We start from the raw sequence: 18,562 nt of genomic DNA on the forward strand, positions 1-18,562 counted from the left end.
AATAAATCCAAAAAAAATGCTTTTTTCTACGAAGAAATTTTTTCTAACCTTCACATTCCTTGGTATTTGTCTTGCGACCTACGCTCAAACAGCACTTAATGAGGCTGAAAAAGTGGTCAGTGATACTTCCTATTGGGTGAAGGAATTTTCAGCTGGATTAAATTTTAATCAAGGTGCATTTAGCAGTAACTGGAAATCCGGAGGTGTAAATTCTATTTCATTTGGGAGTATCTTGGCTGGAAAGGCGAATTACGCCAAAGAAAAGTGGACATGGGATAACCAAATGGAGTTGTTATATGGGATTGTGAAAAATGAAGGGGAGCAGTCTAAAAAATCCAATGATCGTATATTTCTAGATTCTAAGGTAGGGTACAAACTGTCGGAAAAATGGGGTACTTATTTTTCTGCCAATTTCCTTTCTCAGTTTACCAAAGGTTATGAATTTGGTGATGATGATGAGAGAACTTTGATATCTGACTTCATGGCACCTGGCTATTTGACGACATCCTTGGGTTTCGAGTATAAGCCAAATGATGAATTTAATCTTCGTATTGGCCCTTTTTCGCCTAGGTGGACGTTTGTGACCAATTTAGATATTGCCGATAATGTGGAAGATAACTATGGAGTGCCTATTGGCGATAAGGTAAGGACAGAATGGTTGGCTATGCAGATATTCGCTGAGTGGGATAAGGATATCGCTGAAAACTTCAATATTAAGGCTAGGTACCAAATGTACGCGAACTACGAAACCTTAGAATTTAAAACAATAGATCATAGATTGGATGTGGCTTTAACAGCTAAGATTACTGAGTTAATTAATGTAACCTTTACTAGTATTAATTTATATGATATTGATCAAGATTCAGGAATTCAGTATAGTCAAGGCTTGGCATTGGGTCTCTTATATAAGGTAAGCAACAAAAAATAACTTATAACATACCTTTTTTATAAAATATTTTGAATATAGGTGAAATTTACTATTTTTGTTTAACTGTGGTAGTTAAATAATAGTTGGTTTAGTTTTCAAAATAAAGAGCAGAGAAAATTTCTCTGCTTTTTTATTTTAAATTAAACTATATAATGTTCTGATTATAAGTTATTTGTGTTTTGATTGTTGTCAATAAGACGCCTGTTTTATGATAATGAATAAAGGGGATTTAACTAGGTTTCTGTTAAGTCTGTTGACCGTTTATCAAAAAAGATTATTAATTCTGAGAAAAAGGATTATTTCTTCAATGTAGGATTTGGTTGGTAATAAAAAAATGTAAAAATCTCTTATGGTTTAATATAAGAGATTTTTACTGTTGAGTGGTTTTAAATCTACTGGTGTTGTTCTCTCAACAGATCATTTATGGTTTTGACTGGATTGAAAGTGGATAAAGGAACTTCTACAAACAAGGTGTTCCAGTCCGCCATAGCACCATTCCATAAGCCAGGAAGTTCCTGAGCTTTGAGGTCCTTACCATTTTTTGACTTAGCCGTTATAAAACCAGTTTCAGGATCCCTATGTTTTAGAAGATCGAATTTTTCGCCTTTGTAATTTCTTACTGCACAGACCAGATCTGTAGGGTTGAAATGGGTGGAATTCTTTAGAATTGAAGCCTGTTCTGGATTGTTCAGGTCAAGTTGGGCAGTTTCACCTATTTGAAGGGAAATTGCTCCATCTTTGTCTTTTACCCAGAAAGGACCGCCACCTGGCTCACCAGTATTTTCCACCATCCCACAAACTCTAATAGGTCTGTTAAGTTTTGATTTCACATAACTGAATTTCTCTTTATTTTCCCAACCATTAAATTCGGAAGGGAATTTTAATCCTAATTTGTTCTGTAATAATTCAACCGAAGAGTTTAAGATATCGGAATTGGACTCATTGTCTATTTTGATAAGTAAATCAAAAACCTCGTATTGTAGATCCAAAAGGATACTTGCCAATGCTATTTTATAGGATTTAGTAGTGTCCTTGAGGTGGTCTGGCACCACATTATCAATGTTTTTGATAAATATTAAATCTGCATCAATCTCATTTAGATTTTCCAATAACGCTCCATGGCCAGCAGGTCGAAATAATATTTCCCCATTTTCCTCCATAAAAGGTGTGTTGTCAGGATTAACAGCAATGGTATCTGTGGATTTTTTTTGCTGGGAAAAACTTACTTCAAAGTTTACTTTATAGCGATCTCCAAGCAATCCTTGAAGGAAGTTCACCTTGTCTTCGAAACTATCTTGATGTTCTGGAGATACTGTAAAATGCAATCTTACAGTATTTCCCTTACCTAATCCATATTGCAAGCCCTCTATAAAATGTTCATAGACAGGTGTTCTGCTTCCATCTTCATATCGGTGAAATTTCAGTAATCCCTTTGGTAAACTTCCATATGCCAAACCTTTTTCACTCAATAGGTAATCAATGATGGTTGCGTGCTCTCCCTTTTCTATTAGATCTTCGATATTATATCCTTCCTGTGATAAGGTTTCTGATAGGTCTTTATAAAATGCAAACGTTTTCAAATTTGAAACAAATTTTTCAACGAATGGATTATTAGCCAAAGATTGATCATCAGCTTCAAGAAAGGCAAATAAATCTTTGAACATTCTAGTGGCGGCACCACTGGCAGGCACAAATTTCACTAACTCTTTTTCTGAAACCTTATTGGGGTAGGACTCAAGGTAGTTGTTAATTTCATCATTACTTAGGGTGATGATGCCATTGCCGATACTTGCAGCTTCTACAATTGGTAAATAGGGAAATCCCTTTTTGAAGTTTTGGATTTGCAATTCAACTTTTTCCAAATCCATTCCTTGTTGGATTATTTTCTCCTTAATTCCAGCTTCATTCATTTCGGTTTCATTAAGCATAAAAAACAATTTATGGGTGTGGTTAATATTTAATTCTCTGGTTAAATCTTTACTTAAAATAGTCGAATTTGAACGAGTTTAAAGTGTATAGGGCTTTAATAAAAAGCATAAAGCCAATTGTTTAATTAAAATCTGTAATCTTGATATAAAAAATATCTTAATGCGGTTTACGACTATTGGTGAAAAGATTTAGAAACGAATTCTAATACTGAAGGTAAGGACTCTCTCCAATATGTCCAAGTATGTCCGCCATTTCTAATCCTGAATTCATGTGGAATTTCTTTTTTTCTCATGGCTATATGTACTAAACTATTTCCTTCATAAAGGAAGTCATCATCTCCACAATCTATATACCACTTTATGGATTGAAGGGTTTTGGTATCCATATTTTCTATTAGTGAAAGGGCATTGTGTTGCTCGAAGTAATTTTTAAGCTGAGTATCGGTATAGTCCTCATAATTTTCCATTCTTGAAATCATCTGATTAAGAGAGAGTGGACCTACATAGGCACTTAAAGGAGCTGCTGCAGCAAAGAAATCGGGATGATGCAAAGCATACATAAAACTTCCTCCGCCCCCCATGGATAGACCAGCAACAGCCCTATATCTCTTTTCCTTCTTAATTCGATATTCCTTTTCCACATAAGGGATCAATTCTTCAAAAATAAAATCTTCATAATTCCAGTCTCCATCAATTTGATTGAAATAACCTCTTCTACCTGTGTTGGCATCTGGCATTATTATAATCATAGGCGTAGCCTTTCCTGCTTTTATGGCTTTGTCAGTTATATGCAGGACCTCACCAAATTGTATCCAACCCGTCTGATCATCTCCAGCACCATGAAGAAGATAGAGCACAGGATAACTCCTTTCGGAACTTTCATAATCAGGAGGGAGGTAAATGGCGTACTTCCTTTCCCCTTGTAAAATTTTACTCTCCATGCTTAAATTATCAAATACTTTTCCTGATTGTGCCAAAACACTTTGTGCTGTGCATATTAAGAGTAAGTTGAGAAGAATGGTTTTGAATACAGACATATTACAAACGTTCGTTTCTGATTAATGGAATTTATTTCTAGTAGATTTTTTTGCTAGGATTTTCAATTGGGCTTGACGCTACTAGTCTTTAACAACAGTACTGAAGCTTTTGTCAGGATTAAATAGATCATGGTCTACATTTCCTTTTGCGCCATTGATGGTTTTTTTATCGGATCTCTGCCATATTAACCAGCCTTTTTCTTCCCAGGTTTGAGGTATTTTGGGTTTGGTAACCCCATACTCTGCAATCCATAGATCGTATTTTGCAAATTCCGGATGTTTAAGGTATTGATTTCCGAAAGGGTTATTGGTGTATATGATTGGTTGGATATTGAGTTTTTCTTCGACGATTTTTAACCAAGTAAGAACGTCTGATTGAAATTTGGATTCATCTAATGGTGATTTTATTCCTCCCTCTTCCAAATCCAATACGGGAGGTAGATCTGAATTCGTATAATCCAAAGTCTCAAGAAAGTTCTGGGCTTGTTTTTCAGGGGAGTCTGATGAAATATAAAAATGGTACGCCCCGTGTAGTAGACCTATCTGATGTGCAGCTTTTTGATTTTCATAGTAATCGGGATCTTTGAAAGAATCTCCCTGTGTCGCCTTATCATAGGCGAAATAAACCTTGTCCGCTTTTATTTGTTCCCAGTTTATATCTCCTTGAAAATGGGATACATCTATGCCCAGAATGATCTCAGGTGGCTGAGGTTTTTCAGTTGACTGAGCTTGAACAGCTAAGCTAGTACTTTCCTGACTGTTCTTGTCCTGTGACTTTTGACAGGAATAAAGGCAAATTGATGCCAGTAAGCAAAGGAATTGGAATGATCTCATGGGTAGTTTAAGTGTTTGCTTTGATAAGGTCTTTGACTTTATTTTCTCCTTTTTGTATTAATAAGCTTGGAGGATCGTAACTGAAAAGTTTTTTTAGGATCAATGCGAAAATGTACCAATACAAAAGCGGGAGGAAAACAAATATAATGATGATATTTACTAACATGTTCATGGCCAGTTGTACGGCATGTTGGCTTGCAAATCTTAAAATATCCACTAAATCTGTACCTACTTTGGAAACTTCGTTTTCAATGTTGTCAGTGGTTTTGATGGCTTTATCCTCTACTTTGTCCAAGAAGGTTAATTTTCCATTATGTTTTTCTTCCTGATTACTTTCAAGGCTATCCAGTTTGAGTTGTTGAACGGACTTCTTTTGATCTATTGAATCTTTGGTGGCTGCCAAGTGGGATTTTAACTCAGCGCCCAAATCCATATTAGTTTGTGAAACTATACCAGCACTCAAACTGGAATAAATATTCAAACCTGGTGAAATCATTATCAAGAGGATTAAAATACGGAAAGCGTACAACCGAATGGGTTGCCAAAACATGGTTGCAAATGCTGCTACCGTTACCCATTTGAAAACGACCCAATGGCTGATTTTTAATAAACTATATTGAAGAAGGACCAATAGATTGGCCACCTCCAGATAGCTAAGGAGTTTCTGGAAGTCGTCCTCGAAGGTATATGACCAGTTTTTAATAAAAGGAATACTTTCAGCCAGAGGAAGTATGATGGCTTCAATTTGAGAAATAATTGCGGCACTGGTCAGAAGTTCTTTGGAAGATTCAGACTGAAAAGTTTCCGCTGTATTATATAATAAATTAGAAAATGAGGCGATAATCAGTAAGCTAAGGCCTACATAGATGTAGTTTCGTTGGTGGTTAGATGTCATGATGAGAAAAAATAAAATTCAAGTACAATGTACAATAAATAATTTTGGATTTCAATTATAATGATTTAGAATCATCTGTAGTGATGAGTCGGGTAATAACCAATAAAAACAATAAAGTCCGTGTTGCGCACGGACTTTAGTCAAAAATTTGTGATCGGAAAAACGCAATTTATTTCAAACAGTTAGAAGAGATTCTTTAGGTGATTAAGAATCACTAATTACATTATTTGATGCTTTTTCTTTCGATTGTTATTAAATGTCTTTTATTCATTGTTTTACATATTGAAGTTAAGAAATATTATGCTTATTTATAAGGTCAATTTTGAAGAATGGGAAGTACGGTATGGTTTTGTATATGAATGATCAGAAAAGGTTAATCAGTAACCAATAATTGTATAAGAAAATGGCAACTTTTTGCCAGTCTTTCATTTTAAGCCAAATAACTCTTCGTATTTAAACTTTTTTGAATGGTTTTCTAGGCCATTTATTGGTTTAAGGCCTTGATGAAATCAGGAGTAACGGGGTCTTCTTTGAAGAAATCCCCTTTTTTCCCCATACTGATGGCCCACCTGTCTAACCATGAAATTCCCCAGTCCCCAAATTTGGTGACATTTGTCTCATAAGCAGGGTCTTTCAAGGCTTCTTCTTGAGAAATAAATTGGTATCCCAGACCTTTTATCCTTTTAATCAATTTTACCATATAGTCGGCATTCAATAGGCTGGCATGACAAAGCAAAATTTGATTAATATTTCTATTGAATAATCCTTGGGCGGATTTTTCAAAATAGAGCACTTTCCTTTCCATATAATCAAGATATGCCTTTCCTATCTTTTTCATTAAATTTGTATCTCCTTTTTTATAGGCCCTTGAATAAGCATAAGCAAACAGATAATCATCATTATCTACTGTAACAGGTGCAGGTATATAGTTATGATTGATTAGGAATTTACTTAATTGGTCATTTAGTTCTTTGGTATCTCCACTACGCAAATAGGGATGCCTGAAAAACTTCAGCTCTTGATTATATTTTGGAAGGAGCTTTTTTAGAATTTGTTCTCCTTTAATGATGTCAGCAGTAAAAGTATCATAGCCTACTTGATGATAATTGGAGTGGGAATAGGTATGATTGCCGAGTTCTAGCCCTTTGGATAACCAATATTCCAAAAGCTGTAGCTTGGCAGAATCCAGTCTGCCTTCTTTGTAGAGTTTGCTTTCGTTAACATACCCTATAGCAGGAATATTTTGTTCACTGAATGCGTTAACCAATGATTGTGTAATTTGATTATGAAATTCTATATCATTTATCCCATAGGTGACGGTAGGAAGGTCATCCACCGTAATGCAAATTTTCCTTTCTTGTGCATTAGCGTGAATGGTCATTAAAAGAGCTATTAAGGAAGAAACTATGAATTTCATAATAAATAGATTGTTTTAGCTTCATGGCCTATATTTATACCTAGGCGCAAAGTAGGGTTAGTTACTGAGTTTTTGAATTACTTCTTCCACGCCCTCTATTTTGCCCATATAGGACACATTTCCTTCTTGATCCAATACTACAATAGTAGGATATACATAAATATCGAAATCATCCATGACTTTTTGAGTTCCTCTAAGAACAGGAAAAGTATAGTCTTTTTCTTCAATGGATTGAAATAACTGGTTGGGTTTGTCCTTTGGCATTGGTCTGTTGACTGCATAGACTTCAACCTGTGGATTGTCCTGATATTTTTCGTGCAGTTTTTGAAGATCAGGAAACTTTACCCAACAAGGGCCACAGCTGATAAACCAAAAGTCAAGTACGACTATTTTACCCCTGAAATCTTCATTTTGAAGGGTGTTATCATTAATGTCTTGTACTTCAAATGGAATATATATATGGTCATCGACTTTACCAGAAATATTGCCAAATTCTATCAAATGAACCCAAGAAGTATAGAAATTTAAATTCAGGAAAAATGGAAATAGAAATAACAGACTAGTATAGAGGTGTCTTTTTTGAATTCCATGGTCAGAATAAATGGCTCCTGCCAGAACTCCTAATAAGAAAGAGATATAGGAGGGAAGCACTTTAGTGGCAAAACGGGTACTAGGGGAGCTCATGAAAATGAAAAGTACCACAGCAAATACAGCAAGGAACATGATCAATTTTGTGGGAAGAAATCTTTTGCCTTTGCTGTAATAAAAATGAGTAGTGATAAGTAAAAGGATAAAGCCGAGTAATGCGCCAAATCCCCAAAGGCTATAATCCTTTGAAAGGTCTAGAATAAAGTCACATATGAAGTAAGTGGTGAAAAGGATGGCAATACTTAATAATATGCCGTAAACTGTTTTTTTTATTTTCATTATGTACTTGATTCAGTTATTTAATGAGCAAAGTAAATCTAAGGAAGCTTTAGGAAATTTTTTGAACGAATATTGTAAAATACGGAAGCATTTATTCATTGGTTGTCTGATTTGATCAGCTTAAAGCGAATTTTGTCTCCTTGTTTTTTTTGGGCCATGATGTTAATGCCTGCTTGGTTAAGCTGGAGAATTCTGGGGTAACCACCAGTAACCTGTGCGTCACGCATCAGAATCATTATTTTACCACCAGGGCTTAATTGTACAGTGCCTGGATATACTGGAGCTGTGAGTATTTCATTTAATTGGTTTTCCAATTTTTCTTCGATTTGGATTCCCATTCTATTCATCATTGGAGAAAGATGAAACTCCCTGTCGAAAAGCTGTTCATAAATTTCCGGCTGAAGTTGATCTGATTCTGGACCGGCATAGACTTCAATGTCCTGGTTTTCCATCAAAGTATTATCGACTGCAACCTTTGCATTAAAACGGGGGAATTCTTTCTGTTGATCTTGAAATGGTAAAATGTCGCCCGCTTCAAGAAGATGATTGTCTGTAATACCTTTATACCAGCTTCTACTCTGAAGTATAAATTGAGTTTGGAATCCACCCTTAATCCCAAGATACATTCTGCATCCTTTACTAAATGGACCAATTTTTAAGTGATCTCCAACACTAATATGAATTATGGTATTGATTTCGAATGTTTTCTGGTTTAAGGTTATTTTAGCCTTGGCACCGGTTAGGACGATTTGGGTGTTTCCATTAAAAATAAATTCACCTCCCATCATGGCCATTTCCAGACATGCACTGTTTTCATCATTCTTCAATAGATGATTGGCCAATTCAAATGATTGCCTGTCCATGGCCCCCGCAGATGGAATTCCCCAATACCCTTGTCCAAACCTCCCCAAATCTTGAATGCTACTGTAGAAACCGGGTTTGATGACTTCTAAATGGGCTTCAGATGGTTTCATATTCTAAGGAGTAATTTTGATTGAGTATGGATCTTGAGATAGTTTCAAACTCTTGTTTATTAATACTTTGAAATTTTATTTCATCACCTGGTTGGGCGGAAACGGGAGGGCGTTGCTTTAGATCAAACAGCTCCACAGGAGTTAATCCAATTATATTCCATCCGCCAGGACTATCCATTGGATAAATTCCCGTTTGCTTTCCGCCAATAGCAACGGATCCCTTTTGGATCTTTGGGTCTGGTTGGTCTTTTCTTGCAGCAAAAAGCCTTTCAGAAAGCCCTCCTAAATACATAAAGCCTGGCATGAAACCAAAAAAGTGTAAGAGATAGGAAGGATTTTGGTGCTGTTCAATGATTTCATTGATGCCCAGCTTGGTAATTTCAGCCACTCTGGATAAGTCTTTGCCTTGATAAAGCACAGGGATTTTCCAACGTTTTCTATGGAGGATTGAATGGGTTACTTTTTCGGAATACAGTTCTTCAATTTGGCTGATCACCCCATCCAAGTAATATGCTTCTTTAAAATGTAAACTTAAGCAATGATATCCTAAATTGACATCCCATAATTCTTCGTACCAAATTGAAATGATCTTTTTTTTGAGGGCCATCATTTGTAGCAGAATGTCCTTACTGATTTCCGCCGGCCAGCAAATTTCCAGAATGTTTTGGGATATGTGTTTATATGATAAATTATAAGTCATTTAGCTAATCTTTGGATCTTACCAATTTATTAATGGCTTTTGCCAAATTCAATGCGCTTTGATTATCACCGTGTATACAAACTGTGTCTGCCTTGATAGGTAATAAGTTTCCAGAAATGGTTCTTACTTTTCCTTCATCAATCATCAACCCAAGATGTTTCATCACTTCTGCTTCATCCGTTAATACGGCATTGTTTTTTTTTCGGTTTACCAGCTTCAAGTTATCTTCATAATTCCGGTCCGCAAAGATTTCATGCCAGACAGGAATTCCTTCTTTTTTTGCTAGCTCAGCAATCACTGAGCCGTCCGGTACGAAGAGTAAAGTGCCAGGATAATGTTGTTTCATTATTTGGACCAATAAGCTTGCTATTGAAACATTGAAGGCCGATTCATTGTAGAGTGCTCCGTGGGCCTTAATATGATGAAGGCGGGCATTGTGTGCCGTTAGTAATCTATTGAAGAAACTTAGTTGTCTAACCAAACTCGCTTCTAATGCTTCCATGGAGATGTCCATAACTTCACGACCAAAATTGGCAGGGTCAGGATAGGAGGGATGGGCACCAATATTTACTTGATGTTTTATGGCATATTTAATGGTTGCTAGCATACTTTTTTCATCTCCCGCATGTCCTCCACAAGCGATATTGCAACTACTGATAAATTGCATGATAGCAGCATCAGCACCTGAACCTTCTCCTAAATCACTATTGATGTCTATCCCCATAGTTGCCACTTTTCTAAAACACTCATGATACTTTTAATTCCTAAAATCCAAGTAATGATCCAAATCCCAAAACCTAAGATATTCCAAATCACCCCATTTTTGTACTTGTTCATTAACTTACGACTATTGGCTGCCCACAATATAAAGGTACTTAAAACAGGCAATAATATGCCATTGGTCAATTGCGCGACAGTGATCAATTCCACTGGCCTTATGCCCAAAGAAGCAAAAAACACGCCCAAAAGAATAATAAGGCTAAAGGTCCATCTCATGGGTTTGGAACTAAGTTCATTGTTTAGTCCAAAACATCCACAGATTACCAATGCTCCCGCCAATGGTGCTGTAATGGAAGAAGTTATGCCAGCTGCGAACAGACCTATTCCCAAAAAGTAGGGCGCTGTTTTGCCCAATAGAGGTTCAAGACTTCTGGCCATATCCAAAACCGAATTGACCCTTTCGGCACTTCCTAAGGAACCCGTAATCAAAATGGCAATTGAAACAAGCCCTCCTAGGCAAACTGCCATTACGGTATCAATTTGAGCATATTTTAAATCTTTACTTCCTGTCCATTTTTTGGTGACCAGTGCCGCATGCAAGAACAGGTTATAAGGTACTACTGTAGTTCCTATCAGGGCTCCAATAGTGATGATATTTTCGCTATTGATTCTTGGAACTAAGCCTGAAATAAGCAGTTTTAACTGTGGTGCGCTCATGATGGCTGTGACTAAAAACACTGAACTCATCATCAGAACGATGACCAACATAAAAGCTTCCACCTTTTTGTAGCTTCCACTCATTAATAAGGCCCAAGCCAAAAATCCTACAATTATTGGATAAGGGTTGAAAGAGGTGAAGAGTGGGAGCCTTTCAAAAACTTCCAAGCCCAATACTGCTCCACCGATATTTCCGGCTTCATAGGCTGCGTTGCCTAAAACAATGGCCAAAATAATCAAGATTAAAGCAGGTACCTTTACCCAGATTTGCTTTAATTCTATCCTTAATATTTCAGGAAGTCCTTTTTGGTTGATTAAACCAATCCTTGCGGACATTTCTTGAAGCAGAACAGTGGCAATTATGGACAATACCAATGCCCAGATCAATTCATAACCGAAATTTACTCCGGCAAGTGTACAAACGGTCACAGTTCCCGGTCCTATAAAAGCAGCCATCACCAAAGTGCCCGGCCCCATGAATTTTTGTATTCTCTTTCTCAAGAAGTGGATTCTTTGTTTAAAAAAAGTGAAAATCTAAAATAATTGATTCAAACTGGAAAATTAAAACTTGTCGACTTATTTCTTTATACCAAGCTTATTCACCATTTCTACGAAAAACAAATGAGTATTATTCAAATATGATAATGTTATTCAAGGATATGACACAAAATGTCTCGTTCTGCATCCCAGAATTTAGGCTAATCAAAAGTATAGCTTTAATTTGCCTGTAAAAATTAATAGGAAGAGATGGAAATGATATTTTTGAGCCTTTTGGCTTTGAACGTTTTGATAACTTTAGTTTTGCTCTTTAGACAACTAAGCCAAGTCAGAGAGAAGAAGTCATTGGAGGATAAGTTAGCTTCCTTAAAAATGGACTTAGAGCGACAAATGTCTGAAAACCGCCAAGAGATTGGTCAGAATATCAATCAACAGTTTAAGCATGTCTTTGATACTTTGAGGGAAAACTCCAAGGACCAAAATGAAACACTACGAGATTTTGGGAAGCTTTTTAGAGAAAACGTTCGTGAGTTTAATGAGCTGCAGAGAGAGAAATTTAGCGAATTGGAAAGGAGGCAGGAGAAGATGTTATTATCTACGGAGGCCAGATTGGAAAAAATGAGAGAGACAGTGGATGAAAAATTACAAAAAACCTTGGAAACTAGGTTGGGGCAGTCATTTGAGATAGTCAGCAAACAGCTTCAAGCCGTTCAAAAAGGATTGGGAGAAATGCAAAACTTGGCAACCGGGGTAGGTGACCTCAAAAGGGTTTTGACCAATGTAAAGAGCAGGGGAGTCCTTGGAGAATACCAGTTGCTGAGCATATTGGAAAACATCTTAGCGCCAGATCAATATGTGAGTAATGCTGTGATGAAAAAAGGGGCAGCAGAAAGAGTGGAGTTTGCCGTTAAATTGCCCGGAAGCAGTAGTGATGAACCGGTTTTTCTTCCTATTGATGCTAAATTCCCCCAAGAAGCTTATCATAGATTGCTTGAGGCTTATGATATAGGCGATAAGGGCCTGGTGGATGCTTGCAAGCTAGAGCTGATGCGTGCAGTGAAAAAGTCAGCCCAAGACATTAGTCTAAAATATATCAACCCTCCTTATACCACTGATTTTGCTGTGATGTTTTTGCCTATGGAAAGTCTATATGCAGAGGTGATCAGGGATGGAGTTTTATCACAACAATTGCAGAAGGAATATAAAGTGGTTGTCACAGGGCCTACTACCTTGGCAGCCATGTTGAATAGTTTGCAAATGGGCTTTAAAACTTTGGCTATTCAAAAGCGAAGCAGTGAGGTTTGGAAGGTGTTAGGTGCGGTAAAAACAGAGTTTGGGAAGTTTGGCAATTTGATAGAGAAAGCCCAGAAAAAGTTGAATGAGGCCAATCATGAATTGGACACTTTGGTGGGAACAAGAACAAGGGTGATACAGAGAAAGTTAAGAGATGTGGAGGGATTGCCTGAATCCGAAAATGGCCAATTTTTGGATAAATAATGCATCAATAAAAATCAGGAAATCTTTATTTATGCTCGTTAAATACACAACTTTAGGCTACTTCTATCGTTTTTTAGTTAAAAGAAGTTTAGTATGAAATTGAGAATTGGAATAAGTATTATCTTCTTAGGAGTTTTAATGTCAGCATGTAATCCTGTTAAGGTTTACTTGGAAAAAAACGAGGTAAAGGAAGGCAAATCCTATAAGACCTTTACCATAATTAACCAGTATGAAGGTAAAGATGCTTGGAACTCACCTACTTTGGACAAAAACTTAATTGATGATCTTGTCAAAGGAATGGAGGATAGGGGCTTTACTCAAGACAGCGAACATCCTGATTTGATCTTAAGATACAATACGCTGTTAAGTGACCGGGAAAAGGAAGTCCGCAGCAATAGCTACGATGGATTGTATCCTTATGGAATGTATTCACCAATGTACCGGTACCCATATAGAATGGGTTATCCCTATTGGCCTAGCCAAACAGAAATTGAAAAGTATAATTTGGGTGAAGTATTGATAGATTTTATTGACCCCAAAGCTGATGAAATCATTCTTAGAATCAGTGCAGTAGGTGAGGTTAATAATATCAAACAGAAGTCTAAGAATATTGGCGTTTCAGTGGATAAAATTCTATACGAGTTTTCAAAATACATGTCCAGTGATAGTTGATAAAAACTGGATGAGCACAAAAAAGTCACTTGGTAATTTTCAAGTGACTTTTTTAATTTTATCCTAAATATATCAGACAGGATCATCTTAGATTCTTAATAGTTTTTCTAAACCAAAAGCAGCCATGTTTAATTACAATAATAAGACCTTTAGGTCTATCAGCAACAGTGATAATGGGGAAGTCTCCTCAGAAACTATTTTTCATTATTATCAAGAGGGGGAGATCCTTACAGCCCAATATTCAGGAGGTGAAATTGTCAAGGGACATTTGATCGGTAAAGTGGATCAAAATGGGATGATCAACATGAGATACCATCACATTAATCAGGAAGGAGAATTAATGACTGGGAAGTGTATTTCTACACCTGAAAGATTAGAAAACGGGAAAATAAGGCTTAATGAATCGTGGGAGTGGACTTCAGGAGATCTCTCAAAGGGGAAATCTATGATTGAAGAGGAGTAATTGCTAATTGAGATTCAGTGTATTCTTTTCTATTAAATTTGGGATTAGCCAGTATAAGTAGGGCTATTTAAGGTATAAAGGCAGGTTTTCCAACTAAAAATTAATTTACAATTTTGTCTTTGCAGCTTAAAACACCTTATCTTTACGCCCATGGCCATGAATATTGTGATTGCTGGAGCTGGTGATATGGGATTCCATCTTGCCGAGTCTTTGAGCTATGAAAATAAAGACATTACTTTAATTGACACCGATAAGGATATTCTGGAGAATGTTGCCTCCAGGCTAGATGTACTGACGGTAATGGGTGATTCTGCTTCTATTGATGTTTTGCAAAATGCAAATGTTAAAGAGGCTCATATGGTTATGGCTGTAACTACCTCTGAAAAAACCAATATAGTTACAGCTATGTTGGCAAAGCAGCTTGGGGCAAAAAGGGTAATTGCAAGGGTTCGAAACCACGATTATCTTTTGGAGGAGAATATAGCGTATTTTCATAATCTAGGTATTGATAATATTATTTCTCCAACCATGCTTTGTAGCGGTGAAATTCACCGAATGATCAAGAACTCTACTTTTTCTGATATTTTTGATTTCGAGGAAGGGAAACTGAACGTGGTTGGGATCATTTTGAACCAATATTCTGCACTGGTCAATAAAAAGCTTTCCGAGACCCGGGCAATGCCGATTTTTGAGGATATCAGGATTATCGCTATTGTGCGTGATCAAATGACAATTATCCCAAAAGGAACTACAGTATTGAGGAATAATGACCATGTCTATTTTATCTCCAATAAAAAAGCCAATGAGTCCATTGTCCAGTTAATGGATCAACGGGAAATCAATATAAAAAATGTAATGATTATTGGTGGGGATGACCTAGCTTTTACCTCGGCATTGAAGTTAGAACCAGAATATAGGGTGACCCTGATCCACAAGGATAAAGAGCGCTGCAAATGGTTGTCTGAACGGTTGGATACTTCCTTGGTCATCCATGGAGATTACAAGAATATAGAATTACTTATTGAAGAGGGGCTAGAGGAGATGCAAGCATTTTTGGCACTTACTGAAAGTTCCGAGACCAATATTATTACCAGTTTGAGTGCCAAAAACCACGGGGTTTACAAGACTATTGCCCATGTGGATACCCGAGAATATATCCATATTTCACATAGTATAGGAGTAGATTCCCTTATCAATAAAAAATTGGTGGCCGCCAATCAGATTACAAGGTATCTTAGAAAAGGTAAGGTGGAGGCGATTTCCGGGATTTATGGGGTAGATGCCGAATTTATCCAGTATGTGATTTCAAAAAATAATAGATTAACTAAAAAGCAACTCCGAGAATTACATTTTCCTGAAACGGCCATTGTAGCAGGTGTAATCAGAGGAGAGGAAGTTTTTATACCAGATGGAGATTTTCAACTTCAAATAAATGATAAAGCCATTGTTTTAGCATTACCATCTGCCAAATCCAGTCTGGAAAAATTATTTAACTGATACAATGATCCATTATAAGGCTATTGGAAAAATCATGGGAGGCTTATTGATGCTGCTGGGCTTATTGATGCTCCCGGGTATTGGTTTTAGTTATTATTTTCAAAGCGGGGATCAAATGCCGCTGATTTATTCAGCCTTTGTTTCTATGGCCATGGGGGCCATTTTATTTTTTTCCTTTTCTAAACAGGATCAGAATATCCGAAAGCGCGAAGGGTATTTGATAGTTGGGCTAAGTTGGGTCTTTATGTCATTGTTTGGTATGCTTCCCTTTCTGGTAAGTGGGACGATTCCCAATATTCCTGATGCTATTTTTGAAACCGTTTCCGGATTGACTACCACTGGTGCTTCCATTTTGAATGATATTGAAGCCCTTCCAAAAGGAATATTGTTTTGGCGAAGTATGACCCAATGGATAGGTGGCTTGGGAATAATTGTATTAACGGTGGCCATATTCCCACTTTTGGGAATTGGCGGGATCGAATTGTTTGTTGCAGAGTCTCCAGGTCCAACTTCAGATAAGTTGCATCCGAGGATTCGGGAGACAGCCAAAAGGCTATGGTATGTTTATGTTGGGCTTACTGTGCTTTGTACATTATTGTATTATATAGGTGGAATGACCTTTTACGATGCCATAAATCATGCATTGACTACTTTGGCTACCGGTGGATTTTCTACAAAAAATGCCAGTATGGCCTTTTATGAATCTCCCTTTATACAATATGTGGCGATTATTTTTATGTTGCTTGCTGGTACCAACTTTACGGTTATTTACTTTGGTTTGATAGGTAAGTTTGACAAGGTTTGGAAAAGTGATGAATTTAAAGCTTATGTTTTGGTAGTAGTTTTAATTATTGGGGCTTTAACAATCCCTGTTTATATGTTTTCTGGGGAAGGTCCAGAGAAAGCATTTAGAGATACCGCCTTTCAGGTTTCCTCATTGCTGACCACTACAGGTTATGTTACAGCTGATTATACTAGTTACGGCCATGGACTGACCATTTTATTCTTTTTGATTTTGTTCATTGGAGGTTGCGCGGGGTCTACAGCGGGGGGAATTAAGTTTATTCGACATTTGACCTTCTTTAAAAATACCCTTTTGGAATTTAAACGAATTGTGCACCCAAGGGCTGTAGTACCCTTAAAAATCAATGGAGATCGTGTTACAGGGAAGATTATAACACATATTATGAACTTCCTGCTGATATACCTTATGGTTTTTGTTATTGGAAGCGTGGTACTTTCAGTTTTGGGTTATGATATGCTGACTAGTTTTGGGGCCATTGCAACCTGTTTGGGAAATGTGGGACCGGCAATAGGAAATGTAGGACCTTTAAATAATTTTGCTTTTTTTGACCCTGTAGCTAAATTGTTTTTGTCTTTTATTATGCTTTTGGGAAGGTTGGAGCTTTACACCATTTTGATTTTGTTTACTCCTTATTTTTGGAGAACTAATTAGGTTAGATATTCATTCTCAAATAGGGAATATATTGTTGTTTTCCACCAGCTAAATATGTTTTTATAATTAGATCGAGCAGAAAATTATGGATATTCAATATCAAATTATCTCAGTTTTTACAGACCAAAATAAGGGCTTTCAGGGCAATCCATCAGCAGTCATTCTCTTATATCAAAATCTTTCGGATGCCGAATTAAAAGAAATAGCAATTAAGTTGGATCAACCTGCTACCACTTTTCTTTGGAAAATTCCAGGCACAGAAGAGTATAAAATAAGATGGTTTGCTCCAAGTGATGAGATCGGGCTATGTGGACATGGTACCGCTGCTGCAACTGCATTCTTAAGTCAAAAGCTTGGAGTAAATGGTCCTTTCAGAATGCATTATGCAGAAGGAATTGTAGAAGGCCAGGTTAATGCTGATCAAACCATCAGTATTAGTATTAATGCAATCATTGTTCAAGAGAAAGTGGAAAAGGTGCCGGAAGAAATATTAAATGGCTTGGGAGCACCTATATTGGGGATGTACAGGACTGCCAATAAATATATTATTCTGACAGATTCTGAAAAGAGTGTTCAGCAAATGAAACCTGACTTCGAACAATTAAAGAAGTGTGATATTTTTGGTTATGCTGTTACGGCCCAAGGAGAAGGGGAAGATTTTGTGAGCAGGACTATTATCCCTCATACCAAAATATTGGAAGATAGTGCAACTGGTTCCTCTCATGCCATGTTGGTCCCGTTTTGGGCAGAGCGTTTAGGAAAAGAACATTTCAAGGCAGCTCAGTTCAGTCCAAGAGGAGGGACTTTCGTTTGTGAGTTGAAGGCCAGCATAGTGAAACTATGTGGTGAATATGTGTTGGAGGAAAAAGGCACAATCAATATTTAGAAGGGTAATTAAATGGATTTGGAAGGAATTAAAAAAAGGGCAAATAATATTTGCCCTTTTTGGGTTTTATAACTTTGGTGATTAGCTGCTGACTTTTTATTTCTTTTCAATGGATTTAACTTCTTTTTCAGAAACCATCTTTTTTGTCTTATTCCCCCAATTGTTCAGGATATAATTCATTACATCAGCAACTTCGTCATCATATAAACCTAGATTGCTCATGGTATTATTATATGATTTTTTGTTTACTGTAATTTCTCCACTCATTCCGAACTTTACTGCTCGAATACTTTGCTCGCGATTTTTTAAAAGAAAATCAGAATTGGCCAAAGGAGGGAAGGTACCCGCTACTCCTTTGCCATCTGCCATATGACAGGTAATGCAATAATCCTTATAAACTTCTTGGCCTCTTTTAATACTGGCTTTGAGAGCATCATCTTGATCACTGAAGGTAAATGCTGTCCAACCCAGATAAGCACCTACCAAACTGGTGATAATAGTAGTTTTAATCATAAA

General features: G+C 36.8%; 18 protein-coding genes. 7 read left to right on the forward strand and 11 right to left on the reverse strand.

Annotation, left to right across the window (positions count from 1 at the left end; genetic code table 11):
• The first annotated feature begins 16 nt into the window (after window positions 1-16).
• Window positions 17-928: a DUF3078 domain-containing protein gene (locus KMW37_RS05735; protein ID WP_215223654.1), complete on the forward strand. Its 912-nt coding sequence runs from the start codon at window positions 17-19 to the stop codon at window positions 926-928.
• Between the two features lie 392 nt (window positions 929-1,320).
• Here the strand turns inward: KMW37_RS05735 and KMW37_RS05740 are convergent, their stop codons facing one another.
• The 10 genes from KMW37_RS05740 to KMW37_RS05785 all read right to left on the reverse strand — a co-directional run bounded on the left by KMW37_RS05740 (window position 1,321) and on the right by KMW37_RS05785 (window position 11,578).
• Complete coding sequence (locus KMW37_RS05740) at window positions 1,321-2,856, reverse strand: DUF4301 family protein (RefSeq protein WP_246581355.1); 1,536 nt, start codon at window positions 2,854-2,856, stop codon at window positions 1,321-1,323.
• Between the two features lie 173 nt (window positions 2,857-3,029).
• Window positions 3,030-3,893: an alpha/beta hydrolase gene (locus KMW37_RS05745; protein WP_215223655.1), complete on the reverse strand. Its 864-nt coding sequence runs from the start codon at window positions 3,891-3,893 to the stop codon at window positions 3,030-3,032.
• An 81-nt stretch (window positions 3,894-3,974) separates the two neighbouring features.
• A complete protein-coding gene (locus tag KMW37_RS05750; RefSeq protein ID WP_215223656.1) occupies window positions 3,975-4,727 on the reverse strand; it encodes a GH25 family lysozyme in 753 nt (250 codons plus the stop codon).
• A 7-nt stretch (window positions 4,728-4,734) separates the two neighbouring features.
• Window positions 4,735-5,622 carry a hypothetical protein gene (locus KMW37_RS05755; protein ID WP_215223657.1) on the reverse strand — a complete coding sequence of 296 codons (888 nt, stop codon included), beginning with the start codon at window positions 5,620-5,622 and terminating at the stop codon, window positions 4,735-4,737.
• A 484-nt stretch (window positions 5,623-6,106) separates the two neighbouring features.
• Window positions 6,107-7,039 carry a polysaccharide deacetylase family protein gene (locus KMW37_RS05760; protein ID WP_215223658.1) on the reverse strand — a complete coding sequence of 311 codons (933 nt, stop codon included), beginning with the start codon at window positions 7,037-7,039 and terminating at the stop codon, window positions 6,107-6,109.
• A 57-nt stretch (window positions 7,040-7,096) separates the two neighbouring features.
• A complete protein-coding gene (locus tag KMW37_RS05765) occupies window positions 7,097-7,966 on the reverse strand; it encodes a TlpA family protein disulfide reductase (protein WP_215223659.1) in 870 nt (289 codons plus the stop codon).
• 95 nt (window positions 7,967-8,061) lie between these two features.
• The gene (locus KMW37_RS05770) at window positions 8,062-8,940 is read right to left on the reverse strand and encodes a 5-oxoprolinase subunit C family protein (RefSeq protein ID WP_215223660.1); all 879 of its coding nucleotides are present in this window, start codon (window positions 8,938-8,940) and stop codon (window positions 8,062-8,064) included.
• Window positions 8,927-9,640 (reverse strand): 5-oxoprolinase subunit B family protein, encoded by a 714-nt coding sequence (locus KMW37_RS05775; RefSeq protein WP_215223661.1) that lies wholly within the window; start codon window positions 9,638-9,640, stop codon window positions 8,927-8,929. The genes KMW37_RS05770 and KMW37_RS05775 overlap by 14 nt, the downstream gene beginning before the upstream one ends.
• A gap of 4 nt (window positions 9,641-9,644) precedes the next feature.
• On the reverse strand, window positions 9,645-10,364 hold the full coding sequence (gene pxpA, locus KMW37_RS05780) for a 5-oxoprolinase subunit PxpA (protein ID WP_215223662.1): 720 nt from the start codon (window positions 10,362-10,364) through the stop codon (window positions 9,645-9,647).
• Window positions 10,355-11,578, reverse strand: a complete 1,224-nt coding sequence (locus KMW37_RS05785) for an Nramp family divalent metal transporter (RefSeq protein ID WP_215223663.1) — start codon at window positions 11,576-11,578, stop codon at window positions 10,355-10,357. The genes pxpA and KMW37_RS05785 overlap by 10 nt, the downstream gene beginning before the upstream one ends.
• 246 nt (window positions 11,579-11,824) lie before the next feature.
• Here KMW37_RS05785 and KMW37_RS05790 point away from each other — a divergent pair, with 246 nt between their 5' ends.
• From KMW37_RS05790 to KMW37_RS05815, 6 genes are all read left to right on the forward strand, one after another.
• Window positions 11,825-13,072: a DNA recombination protein RmuC gene (locus KMW37_RS05790; protein WP_215223664.1), complete on the forward strand. Its 1,248-nt coding sequence runs from the start codon at window positions 11,825-11,827 to the stop codon at window positions 13,070-13,072.
• Between the two features lie 93 nt (window positions 13,073-13,165).
• Window positions 13,166-13,744 carry a DUF4136 domain-containing protein gene (locus tag KMW37_RS05795; RefSeq protein ID WP_215223665.1) on the forward strand — a complete coding sequence of 193 codons (579 nt, stop codon included), beginning with the start codon at window positions 13,166-13,168 and terminating at the stop codon, window positions 13,742-13,744.
• A gap of 124 nt (window positions 13,745-13,868) precedes the next feature.
• The gene (locus KMW37_RS05800) at window positions 13,869-14,207 is read left to right on the forward strand and encodes a n-acetylglutamate synthase (protein WP_215223666.1); all 339 of its coding nucleotides are present in this window, start codon (window positions 13,869-13,871) and stop codon (window positions 14,205-14,207) included.
• A 150-nt stretch (window positions 14,208-14,357) separates the two neighbouring features.
• The gene (gene trkA, locus KMW37_RS05805) at window positions 14,358-15,704 is read left to right on the forward strand and encodes a Trk system potassium transporter TrkA (protein ID WP_215223667.1); all 1,347 of its coding nucleotides are present in this window, start codon (window positions 14,358-14,360) and stop codon (window positions 15,702-15,704) included.
• A 4-nt stretch (window positions 15,705-15,708) separates the two neighbouring features.
• Window positions 15,709-17,160 carry a TrkH family potassium uptake protein gene (locus tag KMW37_RS05810; protein WP_215223668.1) on the forward strand — a complete coding sequence of 484 codons (1,452 nt, stop codon included), beginning with the start codon at window positions 15,709-15,711 and terminating at the stop codon, window positions 17,158-17,160.
• 85 nt (window positions 17,161-17,245) lie between these two features.
• Window positions 17,246-18,046: a PhzF family phenazine biosynthesis protein gene (locus tag KMW37_RS05815; protein ID WP_215223669.1), complete on the forward strand. Its 801-nt coding sequence runs from the start codon at window positions 17,246-17,248 to the stop codon at window positions 18,044-18,046.
• A 96-nt stretch (window positions 18,047-18,142) separates the two neighbouring features.
• Here the strand turns inward: KMW37_RS05815 and KMW37_RS05820 are convergent, their stop codons facing one another.
• On the reverse strand, window positions 18,143-18,559 hold the full coding sequence (locus KMW37_RS05820; protein ID WP_215223670.1) for a c-type cytochrome: 417 nt from the start codon (window positions 18,557-18,559) through the stop codon (window positions 18,143-18,145).
• Window positions 18,560-18,562 lie beyond the last annotated feature (3 nt).

Origin of the sequence: Echinicola shivajiensis (genome assembly GCF_018642165.1) — a bacterium.
Lineage (GTDB): Bacteria > Bacteroidota > Bacteroidia > Cytophagales > Cyclobacteriaceae > Echinicola > Echinicola shivajiensis.

What these genes read in the sequence shown, in the direction of transcription:
- KMW37_RS05775 (WP_215223661.1), bottom strand. Translation starts at nt 9,640, where the DNA reads ATGACTTATAATTTATCATATAAACACATATCCCAAAACATTCTGGAA.
- KMW37_RS05750 (WP_215223656.1), bottom strand. Translation starts at nt 4,727, where the DNA reads ATGAGATCATTCCAATTCCTTTGCTTACTGGCATCAATTTGCCTTTAT.
- KMW37_RS05735 (WP_215223654.1), top strand. Translation starts at nt 17, where the DNA reads ATGCTTTTTTCTACGAAGAAATTTTTTCTAACCTTCACATTCCTTGGT.
- pxpA (WP_215223662.1), bottom strand. Translation starts at nt 10,364, where the DNA reads ATGGGGATAGACATCAATAGTGATTTAGGAGAAGGTTCAGGTGCTGAT.
- KMW37_RS05790 (WP_215223664.1), top strand. Translation starts at nt 11,825, where the DNA reads ATGGAAATGATATTTTTGAGCCTTTTGGCTTTGAACGTTTTGATAACT.
- KMW37_RS05755 (WP_215223657.1), bottom strand. Translation starts at nt 5,622, where the DNA reads ATGACATCTAACCACCAACGAAACTACATCTATGTAGGCCTTAGCTTA.
- KMW37_RS05795 (WP_215223665.1), top strand. Translation starts at nt 13,166, where the DNA reads ATGAAATTGAGAATTGGAATAAGTATTATCTTCTTAGGAGTTTTAATG.
- KMW37_RS05740 (WP_246581355.1), bottom strand. Translation starts at nt 2,856, where the DNA reads ATGCTTAATGAAACCGAAATGAATGAAGCTGGAATTAAGGAGAAAATA.
- KMW37_RS05820 (WP_215223670.1), bottom strand. Translation starts at nt 18,559, where the DNA reads ATGATTAAAACTACTATTATCACCAGTTTGGTAGGTGCTTATCTGGGT.
- KMW37_RS05770 (WP_215223660.1), bottom strand. Translation starts at nt 8,940, where the DNA reads ATGAAACCATCTGAAGCCCATTTAGAAGTCATCAAACCCGGTTTCTAC.
- KMW37_RS05815 (WP_215223669.1), top strand. Translation starts at nt 17,246, where the DNA reads ATGGATATTCAATATCAAATTATCTCAGTTTTTACAGACCAAAATAAG.
- trkA (WP_215223667.1), top strand. Translation starts at nt 14,358, where the DNA reads ATGGCCATGAATATTGTGATTGCTGGAGCTGGTGATATGGGATTCCAT.
- KMW37_RS05745 (WP_215223655.1), bottom strand. Translation starts at nt 3,893, where the DNA reads ATGTCTGTATTCAAAACCATTCTTCTCAACTTACTCTTAATATGCACA.
- KMW37_RS05765 (WP_215223659.1), bottom strand. Translation starts at nt 7,966, where the DNA reads ATGAAAATAAAAAAAACAGTTTACGGCATATTATTAAGTATTGCCATC.
- KMW37_RS05810 (WP_215223668.1), top strand. Translation starts at nt 15,709, where the DNA reads ATGATCCATTATAAGGCTATTGGAAAAATCATGGGAGGCTTATTGATG.
- KMW37_RS05800 (WP_215223666.1), top strand. Translation starts at nt 13,869, where the DNA reads ATGTTTAATTACAATAATAAGACCTTTAGGTCTATCAGCAACAGTGAT.
- KMW37_RS05760 (WP_215223658.1), bottom strand. Translation starts at nt 7,039, where the DNA reads ATGAAATTCATAGTTTCTTCCTTAATAGCTCTTTTAATGACCATTCAC.